The sequence below is a fragment of the Actinoallomurus iriomotensis genome (assembly GCF_030269445.1).
Classification (GTDB): Bacteria; Actinomycetota; Actinomycetes; order Streptosporangiales; family Streptosporangiaceae; genus Actinoallomurus; species Actinoallomurus iriomotensis.
The window spans coordinates 432045-443467 of the sequence record NZ_BSTJ01000009.1 but is presented as its reverse complement, the minus strand read 5'-3'; the positions used below and the strand labels follow the sequence as shown (position 1 = coordinate 443467).

The following is an 11423-nucleotide window of genomic DNA, read 5'->3' as shown; positions in this document are numbered from 1 at the left end:
CGCAGATCAGGGAGGGGCAGTCGTGGCACGCTTCGTCGTCGAGGTGATGCTCAAGCCGGAAATTCTCGATTCCCAGGGTCAGGCCGTGGCGCGCGCGCTGCCCCGGCTGGGATTCGAAGGCGTGACCGGCGTGCGGCAGGGCAAGCGGTTCGAGATCGAGTTGGAGGGGCCGGCGGACGAGGCCGCCACCGAACGTGTCCGCAAGATGGCGGAGACGCTTCTGGCCAACCCCGTCATCGAAACGTTCGAACTCCGCGCGGAATAGTGGCCCAAAGATAGTCGGGGACGCGATTACGGCAGTTTCTCGTGGGGAAGCCTTACCAACGTTCGAAGATTTTCGACGGAGACGGGGCGAGTCCCATGTCACGGGGTAAGGACAGCGACACGAGGTGGCCGGTAGACATGAAGTTCTCACTCGACCTTCCGCGTGAGACCCTCAGCGTGCCGGTCATCAGGCGGATCCTGGGTGACACGCTGCGCGGACTCGGTGTGTCGGAGGCGTGCGTCGCCGACATCCTCGTCGCCATCTCGGAGGCGTGCACCAATGTGGTTCAGCACGCGGACGAGACGTCCCGTTATGAAGTGATCGCCGGAATCGACGGCGGCGAGTGCGTGCTCAAGATCGTCGACCGGGGGCAGGGTTTCACGGGGGAAACCGAGAAAAACGTCCACCCCGACTCCGAGTCCGGGCGCGGAATAACGATCATGAAGGCGCTCGTCGACGACGTCAGCTTCGACAGCCGTCCCGACAGCGGCACGGTCGTCTACCTCCAGAAGCGTCTCAGCTGGCAGGACGAGTCCCACGCGCGGCACCCGCACCCCGAACTGCTGAAAACCGCAGGCTAGGGCCCGGATAAACTGATGGGCGTCCCCGTATCACCTTGATCGGAGTGTGCCCATGACAGCCCGCGTGGGCGTCATCACCTTCCCCGGATCACTCGATGACCGCGACGCGGCGCGAGCGGTGCGCCTCGCCGATGCCGAGCCCGTGCCCCTGTGGCACGCGGCGACGGACCTGAGCGAGGTCGACGCCGTCATCCTGCCGGGCGGTTTCTCCTATGGCGACTACCTCCGCGCCGGTGCGATCGCGCGGTTCGCGCCGTTGATGGAGCGCCTGGCCGACGCCGCCCGCGGCGGCATGCCCGTGCTCGGCATCTGCAACGGCTTCCAGGTCCTGTGCGAGTCGCACCTGCTGCCCGGCGCTCTGACCCGCAACGCGAGCCTGCACTTCGTCTGCCGGGCCCAGCGGCTGCGGATCGAGAACGCCAAGACCGACTGGACCCGCGCGTACGAGGAAGGCCAGGAGGTCGTCATCCCGGTCAAGAACATCGACGGCTGCTTCATCGCCGACCCGGAGACCCTGGAGGAGCTGGAGTCGTCCGGGCGCGTCGTGGCACGCTACGTCGACGTGAACCCCAACGGCTCCCTCAACGACATCGCCGGCATCTGCAACGAGGCGGGCAACGTCGTCGGCCTGATGCCCCATCCCGAACACGCCGTGGAGTCCCTGACCGGACCCTCCAGCGAGGGTCTCGGCTTCTTCGTCTCCGTCGTCCAGCGGATGGTCTCGGCATGACCGAGCGAAGCGAGGGAATCGAAAACACGCCGAGGTGGTCACCCTCCCCGACGAAGGAGGGCTCATGACGATCTACGGAACGGAGTCCGCACGGCCCGCGGTCGACACGGTCGCGCGCGCCGCCGAGACGCCCGACGTCGCGCTGCCCTACGCCGAGCTCGGCATGAACGACGAGGAGTTCGCCCGCGTCCAGCGGATCCTGGGCCGCCGGCCGACCTCCGCCGAGCTGGCGATCTACTCGGTGATGTGGAGCGAGCACTGCTCGTACAAGAGCTCGCGGGTGCACCTGCGCAAGTTCGGTGACAAGGCGCCGCACAGCGACGCCCTGCTCGTCGGCATGGGCGAGAACGCCGGTGTCGTCGACGTCGGCAACGGCTGGGCCGTCACCTTCAAGATCGAGTCGCACAACCACCCGTCCTACGTCGAGCCGTACCAGGGTGCGGCCACGGGCGTCGGCGGCATCGTCCGCGACATCCTGTCGATGGGCGCCCGGCCGGTCGCGGTCATGGACTCCCTGCGGTTCGGGGCGCCGGACGCGTCCGACACCCGCCGGGTGCTCGACGGGGTCGTGCGCGGCGTCGGCGGCTACGGCAACTGCCTCGGCCTGCCCAACATCGGCGGCGAGGTCGTCTTCGACCCGTGTTACGGCGCGAACCCGCTGGTGAACGCCCTGTGCGTCGGCGTGCTCAAGCCGGAGGGCATCAAGCGGGCGACCGCCCCCGGCCCGGGCAACCAGGTCATCCTGTTCGGCGCGGGCACCGGGCCGGACGGCATCGGCGGCGCGTCCGTGCTGGCCAGCGCCACCTTCGACGAGGCCTCCCACCAGAAGCGCCCGTCGGTGCAGGTCGGCGACCCGTTCATGGAGAAGCTCCTCACCGAATGCTGCATGGAGATCTTCGCCGAGGACCTCGTCGTCGGCATCCAGGACCTCGGCGCCGCCGGTGTCTCCTGCGCCACCACCGAGCTGGCCGCGGCCGGCACGGGCGGCATGGACGTGAATCTCGACCTCGTTCCGCTGCGCGACCCGACGCTGCGGCCCGAAGAGATCCTGATGAGCGAGTCTCAGGAGCGCATGATGGCCGTGGTCGAGCCGGCCAAGGTCGCGCGCTTCCTCGAACTCTGCAAACGCTGGGACGTCCCCGCGACGGTGATCGGCACGGTGACCGACACCGGACGGCTGCGCATGACGTGGCGCGGCGAGACGATCGTCGACATCCCGCCGGGCACCGCCGCCGACGAGGGTCCGGTGTACGAGCGCCCGTACGAGCGGCCGGCCGACCTGGACGCGCTCCAGGCCGACAGCCCGGACAAGCTGCCCCGGCCCTCCACGCCGGAACAGCTGCGCGACACGGTCATGTGGCTCGCCGGCTCGCCCAACCTCGCCGACAAGTCGTTCGTGACCTCCCAGTACGACAAGTACGTCCAGGGCAACACCGTGCTGGCGATGCCCGACGACGCCGGGGTGATCCGCATCGGCGACGGCCCGCAGGGCATCGCGCTCGCCACCGACGGCAACGGCCGCTACACCCGCCTCGACCCGTACGCCGGGGCCCAGCTCGCGCTGTCGGAGGCATACCGCAACGTCGCCACCACCGGCGCCCGCCCGCTCGCGGTCACCAACTGCCTCAACTTCGGTTCGCCGGAGGACCCGGGCGTGATGTGGCAGTTCGCGCGGGCCGTCGAGGGTCTCGCGGACGCCTGCCAGGCGCTCGGCGTGCCGGTGACCGGCGGCAATGTGAGCTTCTACAACCAGACCGGCACCACGCCGATCAACCCGACGCCGGTGATCGGCGTGCTCGGCGTCCACGACGACGTGACCCGCCGGGTCCAGATCTCGTTCAACGTCGAGGGCATGTCGCTGCTGCTGCTCGGCGAGACCCGGCCCGAGTTCGGCGGCTCCGAGTGGGCGAACGTCGTGTTCCGTCACCTCGGCGGCCTGCCGCCCCGCCCGGACCTGGCGGCCGAGGCCGCACTGGCGTCGGTGCTGGTGGGGGCGGCGCGCGAGGGTCTGCTGGACGCCGCGCACGACCTGTCCGACGGCGGGCTGTCGCAGGCGCTGCTGGAGTCGTGCCTGCGCGGCGGCCTCGGCTGCACGGTGACCCTGCCGGGCGATCCGTTCGTGGAGCTGTTCAGCGAGTCGGTGGCCCGCGCGGTGGTGGCGGTGCACCCGGAGCGCGAGGCGCGGGTGGCGGCGCTGTGCGAGGCCGCGCGCGTGCCGGTACGGCGCCTGGGCGTGGTCGGCGGCGACTCCTTCACCGTCGAGGGTCAGTTCTCCATCCCGCTGACCGAGCTGCGCGAGGTCTACCAGGGCGCCCTGCCCTCGCTGTTCGGCTGAGTTCTACGCGAGAGACCGCCCCGGCCCGTGGCCGGGGCGGTTTCGCTTTCCGCGGGGCTCCGGAGGGTGGGTCACGGTCGGCTGCCGCCTTTCCAGGCGCGGGTATGGTGCCTTACCAGGGCTTTTGCGAGCCGTTGGCTCTCTGGGGGGATGCATGAAGCCAATCCGCGCCAACCCGGTCGTGGTCCTACGCGGTGTGCCGGTATTGATGGTTCTGGGCGGTGCGGCGGCCGATCTGTTCGGGCCGGAACCCTATCTCGGCCTGCCGTTCCTGGCGTCCGCGCCACTCCTCGCCAGCATCCTGCTCCACTGGCGGACGAGCGTCGTCACCGCCGCGGTGGTGGGTGTCGTCGTCGCCGGAGTAGATCTTCAACTGCGGCGCCCCCTGCCGGCGCTGCTCGTCGATCTGGCGATCGTGGTGCTGGTCGGCGTGATCGGGCTGTGGGCCAAGTGGCTGATGGACCGGCAGAGCCGGCACCTGGCGGTCACCCAGGACATCGCGGAGGCGGCCCAGCGTGCCGTGCTCCCCGATCCGCCGACGCGGTTGGGTTCGCTGCAGATCGCCGCCCGCTATGAGGCGGCCCAGGCGGAGGCCCAGGTCGGCGGGGACCTGTACGCGGTGCGGGCCACGCCGTTCGGGGTCCGCGCGATCATCGGCGACGTCCGCGGTAAGGGACTTCCGGCGGTGTCCACCGTCTGCCAGGTCATCGGTGCCTTCCGTCACGAGGCCGGGAGGGCGGCGACGCTCTCTGAGCTGGCGGATCGGCTGCACAACGCCGTGACCCTGGAGGCGGACTCCAGCAAGGCCGATCATTCCGAGAACTTCGTCACCGCCCTGCTCGTCGAGATCGCGCCGGACGCGACCAAGGCATCGCTTCTCAGCCGGGGGCACACGGCTCCGTACCTCCTGCGGGCCGGCGAGGTGGCCATGCTGGAGCCGAGCGACCCCGGTCTTCCCCTCGGCATGGACCTGCCGTCGGCGGACGGCGCGGCCCGGCCGGACATCGTCGACTGGCCTTCGGACGCCATACTGCTGCTGGTGACCGACGGGATCACCGAGGCCCGTGACCGGGACGGGACCTTCTACGACCCCGCTGTCGGACTCGCCCAGATCCGGTCCTCCACCCCGCGCGAGCTGGTGGACTCCCTGGCCCGCAGCGTCACACGCTGGACCGGCGGACAGCGCCAGGACGACATGGCGGTTCTCGCCCTCAAACCCGCCCTCTAGAACGGGACGTGTTCGAGATCGCCGAGGTCGTCCACGGCGACGCGGTCCTCGCGAGCGAGGACCGTGATCATCTGCTCTGCCTCGTCGAGGGTGACGTGACGGCCACGCGAGCGGCCGTGTTCAAGCTCGGGGGTCTCCAGCCAGAGCCGCGGCTCCTGCGACTCGGGCTTCGACTGCCACATCATCTGGACACAACCGCCCGATCTGCCGACGAAGACCAGGAAGTTGCCGTCGTGGGGGCACAGCGCCCGCAGCCACTCCAGGCACTCCTCCAGTGAGGCGGGGTGGGCCTCGTTGTCGTACCGTCGGCGCCCCTCGTCGTTCACCCGCATCTCCAGCATGTCCTCCGGCGGCGACGCCGACGCCGCCGCCAGCGCGGCCGCGTCGAAGTCGGCGCCGGCGAACAGCGGGCCGAAGACGGCCAGGGCCGAGAGCCGGGGGATGTCCACGTCGACGACCTCGGAGCCGCCCGGGAGGTGAAGCGTGCCGCGCAGCCGGTCCCATTCGCGGTGCAGCCGCAGGTCGTGGCCGCGCACGTCCATCGCGGACAGTCGGACGCCGTCCAGCAGGCCGGGGAGGTCGTGCTTCAGGACCGTCTTCGCCGTCACCGTTCCGGCTTTGGGGCTCCTGCGGCTGCCCTTGCGCCGGTACAGCCCGCCCTCGCCATCGTCCAGGCGCCGTACGTCGGCCCGCGGCGACGGCTCGCGGGTCCAGTCGAGTTGCCGGATGCCCAGGTTCCTGCCGATGACGCCCGGCCAGAAGGTCGCGTACTCCTCACCGTCGACGGCCTCGGAACGGTGCACCGGGATCACCTGCATGCCACGGTCCGCCAAAGGCTTGTCCTTGAAGAAGGCGGTGTGCCCGGGGCCGAGCAGGGCGGCCCGGTCGAGCGCGAATCCCGGCACCTCGATCGGGCGCAGCCGCACGATCGAGCCGAGGTCGTCGGCGTCGGCGAGGTCGTCCACGGCGTCCAGCAGCGCGGCGACGATCTCTTCGCGATACCCCTTGTTGCCGCGCAGCGTGAGCACGCGCTCGCCCCGGATCTGGTAGACGCTCGTCCCGATCGGGTCGGTCTCGACCAGGACATCGTGGCCGCCGATCCGCGCGGGCGCGAACGTTCCGATACGGCCTTCCCGGATCAGATCCTCGAGCGGGGCGTCCTCAGTCATCCCGGCAATCTAGTCCCATCGCGCGGATGATCTCGAATCGTGACCATCGGTACCGGTGTGAACATTTGGTGATCGTGGGAATGTTTCGGCAACGCCGGTATTAGTGCAAATGCCTTCCTGGGAGGCTGCGGCATGAAGATCACGCGGATGGCGGCTCTGATCGCGGCGACCGGTCTCGCGGTGTCGGGATGCTCCGGCGGCGCGAGCGGTGGCGGCGGCACCACGATCCGGATCAGCGCCAACTCCGTCAAGGGCGGCAAGAACTCCAGCGGCGCCGAATGGATCACCGACTACGTGATTCCCAAGTTCACCGCGATGGAGAAGGCCAAGGGCAAGAAGGTCACGGTGCGCTTCGAGGGCACCGGCGTGGACGACGCCCCGTACAAGCAGAAGACCGCGCTCGACCTGAAGACCGGCGGCGGCGCCGACCTGATCAACATCGACGGCATCTGGGTCGGGGAGTTCGCCCAGGCCGGGTACGTCAAACCGCTCAACGAGGTGGTGGGCGCGCAGGTCGACCGCTGGGACGGCCTCCAGCAGATCCCCGGCCCCGTGCAGAACATCATGGCCTTCGACGGCAAGAAGTACGGCCTGCCCAGCGGCACCGACGGCCGGGTCGTCTTCTACAACAAGCAGCTGTTCGCCAAGGCGGGCCTGCCCGCCGACTGGCAGCCGAAGAGCTGGGACGACATCCTCGCCGCCGGCCGCAAGCTCAAGTCGCTGAACGGCGTCACCCCGATCCAGCTCAACGCGGGCACCGCGATGACCGAGGCGACGACGATGCAGGGCGTGCTCCCCCTGCTCGTGGGCACCGGCCACGAGATCTATGAGAACGGCCGGTGGCTGGGCGACACCGCGCCGATCAGGAGCGTGCTCGACCTGTACCGGCAGGTGTACACGAGCGGGCTCGGCGACCCGCGGCTCCAGCAGAACCCGCAGGGTCGTGACGAGTCGTTCCAGCGGTTCTCCAAGAACAAGGTCGGCATCCTGCTGGAAAGCGACTACTTCTGGCGCTCGGTCGTCAACCCCAAGGGCGGCATCGACCCCATGCCCGACCGCGACAAGGACGTCGGCTACACGCTGATCCCCGCGCAGTCTCCCGGAAAGGGCATCCGCGCCCAGAACGCGGTCAGCATGTCCGGCGGCTCCGGCTGGGTGATCAACCCGCACACCAGGAACGCCTCGCTGGTCTGGGACCTGCTGAGCTTCATGGGCTCCCACGACGCCGTCAAGGACGAGGTCCAGCGCTCCGCGGTCGGCATCAGCCCCCGCCAGGACGTCAACGCCGAACTGCTCGGCGGCGACCCGCTGCTGAACTTCATCTCCACGAAGGTGCTGCCGATCACCGACGTACGGCCCGGCCTCGCCGCCTACCCGCAGGTGTCCACGGCCCTGCAGAAGGCGACCGGTGACGTCGTCGCGGGCGACAGCGTGGACAAGGCGGTCAAGACGTACCAGCAGAACCTGACCCAGGCCGTCGGCGGCGCCGGGCACGTGACGACGGGCTGATGGCGCACCAGACGGCTCAGCGTTCGCTCGCCGGCGACGTGCCGGGCGGCGGCGACCGGCGGCAGGGGCTGGCCTTCGTGGTGCCCGCGCTGCTGCTCGTCACGGTCTTCCTGATCCTGCCGGCGCTGTGGACGCTGTACCTCGGGCTGACCGACTACCGGCTCACCGGCGTCCAGGCCGCGCACCCGAAGGTCGTCGGCACCGCGAACTACACGCACGCGCTCGGGGACAAGGACTTCCGCGACGCCCTCGGCCGTACGCTGCTGTTCGTCCTCGGCTCGGCGATCATCGGGCAGAACGTCCTCGGCTTTCTCCTCGCCTGGACGTTGCGCTCGGCGCGGCGCTGGGCCCGCGCCCTCGTCGAGACGCTCGTGCTGCTCGCCTGGATCCTGCCCGGCGTCGTGGTCGCCTGGCTGTGGATCGCGTTCCTCAAGGACCAGGGCGGCACGCTCAACGCGATCCTGCACACGCCCGGCCGCGACTGGTGGTTCGACCACCCGATGGGGTCGCTGATCGTCTTCAACGTCTGGCGGGGCACGGCGTTCTCGATGATGCTGTTCACGGCGGCGCTGTCGAGCGTGCCGCCGAGCCAGCTGGAGTCCGCCCGGCTGGCCGGCGCGAGCGGCTGGCAGCAGTTGCGCGACGTCGTCCTGCCCGGCATCCGCGGGCACATCCTGACCAACACGCTGCTGATCAGCCTGTGGACGTTCAACGACTTCACGCCGTACCTGATCACCAAGGGAGAGCCGCACGGCGCCTCGGCGGTGCTGCCCGTCTACATCTACCTGACCGCCCTGCCGGGCGAACGCCTGGGCTTCGCCAGCGCGATCTCCCTGATCATGCTGGTGATCAACCTGCTGCTGGCGCTCGCCTACATCCGGATCCTGCGGAGGCGCGCGTGAGTCCCGTCCAGGTGGTGCGGCGCATCGGCTTCTACGTGTTCGTGGCGCTCGTCACGGCGTTCTTCGCGCTGCCGATGCTGTGGCTGGTGACCGCGCCGTTCACGCGGAACCCGACGCTGTCCGTCTCGTGGCCGGACTTCACGCTGGGCAACTTCAAGCACCTCACCGACGACCCCAACGCGCTGCCGTCGCTGTACAACTCGGCGGTGCTGTCGCTGTGGACGATGCTGATCACGGTCGCGGCCGCGGCGCTCGCGGCGTACGCGCTGAGCCGCGTGCGCGTCCCGGGCCGCGACGGGATCCTCTATCTGCTCCTGCTGCTGTCCTCGGTGATCACCGGGACGTCCGCGATGGTGCCGATCTTCCAGCTGATGTTCAAGCTGCACCTGCTGGACAAGGACATCGGCGTCATCCTGGTCATGACCGGCGGCCTGCTGCCCGCGGCGATCTTCATCCTCAAGGACTTCATGGACACGATGCCCAAGTCGTACGAGGAGTCGGCGCGGGTGTTCGGGGCGAACTCCTTCCAGGTGCTGGGTCACGTGGTGCTGCCGAACGTCCGGCCGGGCCTCGCGACGATCGCCGTGTGGGCGATGGTCAACGTATGGGGCAACTTCCTCATGCCGTTCCTGCTGTACCGGACGCCGGAGAAGCAGCCGGCGGCGGTCACGCTCAACAACTTCTACACCGAGGGCGGTCAGCCGAACCTCGCGCTGATCTCGACGTTCTCCCTGCTCTACTCGATTCCGGTCGTCATCATGTTCCTGTTCGTCAGCCGCCGGTACGGCTTCCGCTTCCACGGAGGGATCAAGGCGTGAAGGTCTCGCTGGAAGAGGTGACCAAGGTCTTCGACGGCGGCGTGACGGCGCTCGACGCCCTGTCGTTGGAGATCCAGGACGGGGAGTTCTTCGCCCTGCTCGGGCCGTCCGGGTGCGGCAAGACGACGCTGCTGCGCACGATCGCGGGGCTGGAGACGGCGTCGTCCGGCAGCCTGCGCATCGGTGACCGCGACGTCACGCGGGTGCCGCCGGGCGCGCGGGACGTGGCGATGGTGTTCCAGGACTACGCGCTGTTCCCGCACATGACGGTGGCCGACAACATCGCGTACCCGCTGCGGATCAAGAAGGTGGGCCGGGCGGAGCGCCGGGCCAAGGCGGCCGCCACGGGTGAGGGGCTCTCGCTCGGCGGCCTGATGGAGCGGCGGCCGGCGCAGCTGTCCGGCGGTCAGCAGCAGCGCGTCGCGCTGGCCCGCGCCATGGCGGCACAGCCGACGGTGTTCCTGCTGGACGAGCCGCTGTCGAACCTCGACGCCCGGCTGCGGCTGGAGGCCCGTACGTTCCTCAAGAAGCTCCAGCACGACCTGGGCGTGACCACGGTCTTCGTGACGCACGACCAGGCGGAGGCGCTGGCCCTGGCCGACCGGATCGCGGTCATGGAGTCGGGCCGCATCCGGCAGCTCGGCACGCCGCGCGAGGTGTTCCAGCGACCGGCGAACGTCTTCGTCGCGGGCTTCATCGGCTCGACGCCGATGAACCTGCTGGCGGGTGAGTGCGTACCCGGCGACGGTGAGACCGCGACGTCGTGGGGCCACCAGATCGACGTCGCGGGCGTACGGCTGCCGGTGCCCGAGGACATCGTCACCGAGCTGACCCCGGGCGACAAGGTGATCGTCGGCATCCGGCCGGAGTACCTGACCGAGTCCGAGGACGGCATCAAGGGCACGGTCGAGATCGTGGAGAACCTGGGCACCACCTCGCTGGTCACCCTGACGACCACGGGCCCGAGCGTCCAGCTCACCGTCCCCGAAGGCCGCGAACCGGAGCCGGGGGCCACCTTGCACGTGACCCCCGCCCCCGGCCGCCTGCTCGTCTACCGCGCCGACGACGGCGAGCTGATCGACGCCCCCTGAACCGCCGGACCCGTCTCGTCGAGGAAGGCGCGGATGAGGCCCAGCCACTCCTGCGGGCGTTCGGCGAACGGCAGGTGGCCGGTGGCGATCTCGGCGAACTTCGCGCCCGGGATGCCATCGGCCAGCTGGCGGTGGTGGTAGGGCGTCGCCAGCTGGTCTTCGGTCGTCGATATCACCAGCGTGGGAACGTTCAGCCGGGCCAGGTCGGCACGGACGTCCACGCTCTCGACGAGATCGACGTGGTCCGGGGTGCCCGGGGGTACCGTCGCGGCGGCCCCGGCCAGCATCGCCTCCAGCTCCTCCGCGGAGAGCCTGTCCAGGAAGGACGCTCCCGCACCGATCAGCGCGAGGAAGGCGGCGAGCCTGGGCGGGTCCCCCGCGTCGAGCAGTCTCCGCCAGGTCCGGGTGGCGAGTCGCATCCGGGCGCTCGGGTGGGCGAAGCTCGCGGTCAGCACCAGGGCCGTCACCCGGTCCGGGTGGCGGACGGCCGCGCGGATCGCCACCGGGCCGCCCAGTGAGTAGCCGACGACGGCGAACGTCTCGACGCCCTCCTCGTCGGCGGCTTCGACCAGTGCGTCGGCGATGCCGTCCAGGGTGAGCGGCTCGGTGGCACGGGGGGTACCGCCCGTGCCGGGGTAGTCGGGGCCGATCACCGTGTAGCGCTCGGCCAGTCCGTCCAGGATCGGGCCGTAGTTGGCCTGGATGCCACCGCCGCCGCCGTGGGCGAGCAGGAGGCCGGGGCCGCTTCCGCGGACGATGCGGGCGAGTTCGGACATTGATGAATCTCCCTGATGT

Annotated in this window: 11 protein-coding genes; 9 read left to right on the top strand and 2 right to left on the bottom strand. The window is 69.9% G+C overall.

What is annotated here, in order from left to right; genetic code table 11:
- Positions 1-22: 22 nt before the first annotated feature.
- The 5 genes from purS to QSK37_RS34535 all read left to right on the top strand — a co-directional run bounded on the left by purS (position 23) and on the right by QSK37_RS34535 (position 5139).
- Positions 23-265: a phosphoribosylformylglycinamidine synthase subunit PurS gene (gene purS, locus QSK37_RS34555; protein WP_285582223.1), complete on the top strand. Its 243-nt coding sequence runs from the start codon at positions 23-25 to the stop codon at positions 263-265.
- A 137-nt stretch (positions 266-402) separates the two neighbouring features.
- Positions 403-846, top strand: coding sequence for an ATP-binding protein (locus QSK37_RS34550; RefSeq protein WP_285629525.1), 444 nt, complete (start codon positions 403-405; stop codon positions 844-846).
- A 52-nt stretch (positions 847-898) separates the two neighbouring features.
- Positions 899-1576 (top strand): phosphoribosylformylglycinamidine synthase subunit PurQ, encoded by a 678-nt coding sequence (gene purQ, locus QSK37_RS34545; protein WP_285582221.1) that lies wholly within the window; start codon positions 899-901, stop codon positions 1574-1576.
- Positions 1577-1640: 64 nt separating this feature from the next.
- Positions 1641-3911: a phosphoribosylformylglycinamidine synthase subunit PurL gene (purL, locus tag QSK37_RS34540; RefSeq protein WP_285629524.1), complete on the top strand. Its 2271-nt coding sequence runs from the start codon at positions 1641-1643 to the stop codon at positions 3909-3911.
- Positions 3912-4065: 154 nt separating this feature from the next.
- Positions 4066-5139 (top strand): PP2C family protein-serine/threonine phosphatase, encoded by a 1074-nt coding sequence (locus QSK37_RS34535; protein ID WP_285629523.1) that lies wholly within the window; start codon positions 4066-4068, stop codon positions 5137-5139.
- On the opposite strand, the gene QSK37_RS34530 is transcribed toward QSK37_RS34535, so the two are convergent.
- On the bottom strand, positions 5136-6308 hold the full coding sequence (locus QSK37_RS34530) for a hypothetical protein (RefSeq protein WP_285629522.1): 1173 nt from the start codon (positions 6306-6308) through the stop codon (positions 5136-5138). The two genes, QSK37_RS34535 and QSK37_RS34530, sit on opposite strands and share 4 nt — an antisense overlap.
- Positions 6309-6440: 132 nt before the next feature.
- On the opposite strand from QSK37_RS34530, the gene QSK37_RS34525 reads away from it, so the two are divergent.
- From QSK37_RS34525 to QSK37_RS34510, 4 genes are read left to right on the top strand one after another with little or no spacing between them, the layout of a single operon-like run.
- The gene (locus QSK37_RS34525) at positions 6441-7817 is read left to right on the top strand and encodes an extracellular solute-binding protein (RefSeq protein ID WP_285629521.1); all 1377 of its coding nucleotides are present in this window, start codon (positions 6441-6443) and stop codon (positions 7815-7817) included.
- Complete coding sequence (locus QSK37_RS34520; RefSeq protein ID WP_285629520.1) at positions 7817-8719, top strand: carbohydrate ABC transporter permease; 903 nt, start codon at positions 7817-7819, stop codon at positions 8717-8719. The genes QSK37_RS34525 and QSK37_RS34520 overlap by 1 nt, the downstream gene beginning before the upstream one ends.
- The gene (locus tag QSK37_RS34515; RefSeq protein ID WP_285629519.1) at positions 8716-9537 is read left to right on the top strand and encodes a carbohydrate ABC transporter permease; all 822 of its coding nucleotides are present in this window, start codon (positions 8716-8718) and stop codon (positions 9535-9537) included. The genes QSK37_RS34520 and QSK37_RS34515 overlap by 4 nt, the downstream gene beginning before the upstream one ends.
- Positions 9534-10628, top strand: a complete 1095-nt coding sequence (locus QSK37_RS34510; protein ID WP_285629518.1) for an ABC transporter ATP-binding protein — start codon at positions 9534-9536, stop codon at positions 10626-10628. The genes QSK37_RS34515 and QSK37_RS34510 overlap by 4 nt, the downstream gene beginning before the upstream one ends.
- On the opposite strand, the gene QSK37_RS34505 is transcribed toward QSK37_RS34510, so the two are convergent.
- Positions 10589-11404: an alpha/beta fold hydrolase gene (locus tag QSK37_RS34505; RefSeq protein WP_285629517.1), complete on the bottom strand. Its 816-nt coding sequence runs from the start codon at positions 11402-11404 to the stop codon at positions 10589-10591. The genes QSK37_RS34510 and QSK37_RS34505 overlap by 40 nt on opposite strands.
- Positions 11405-11423: the final 19 nt, after the last annotated feature.